Origin of the sequence: Flavobacterium sp. FlaQc-49 (assembly GCF_044005985.1) — a bacterium.
In the GTDB taxonomy this organism is placed as follows: domain Bacteria; phylum Bacteroidota; class Bacteroidia; order Flavobacteriales; family Flavobacteriaceae; genus Flavobacterium; species Flavobacterium cupriresistens.
The window spans coordinates 1-516 of the sequence record NZ_JBIPCS010000038.1 but is presented as its reverse complement, the minus strand read 5'-3'; the positions used below and the strand labels follow the sequence as shown (position 1 = coordinate 516).

Annotated in this window: 1 protein-coding gene; it reads right to left on the bottom strand. The window is 36.6% G+C overall.

All coding sequences use genetic code 11. The features are described from left to right. Positions 1–516, bottom strand: a 516-nt coding sequence (locus ACHRV3_RS22990) for an Ig-like domain-containing protein (protein WP_395442795.1), incomplete at both ends; no start/stop codon positions are given.

Here is a 516-nt window from a genome sequence, read left to right as displayed (position 1 = left end):
TAACAGTTTCTACGAAAGCATAATCAACTACGTTAAACTTACTTCCCACCATTTGAGAAAAATATAAAAATGGAGCACCGGCATTTTCCCAAGAATGCGCATATCCTAAAATAACTTTTGGAGGAAGCGGAATAAATCTGTTGGTGCTTATTGGAGCAATTTTAACCGTATTGTTTAATGTAGTTACAGCAGATTTATTATCAGTTGCTTTGATTACAACCGGATAATCCTGATAAGCTGTAGGTGTAAAATTATACGTATAGGTATTATTTGCACTTGCTGTCATGTTGAACGTACCACCATTGATGGTAATAGTAACACCTGAAACCGATCCGTCACTATCAACCGCTGTAACCGAAATTGGCACAACTTGGAAAGTACTTTGGTATACAGTAGTATTCGATGGTGAACTCCAAGTAATTACAGGTAATTGATTTGGGCAGTTTGCACCAGAACAAGTTAATGTAAAACTATATGTTTTTGAATCTGTTGTTCCGTTTGACGCAGTAGCCGTAA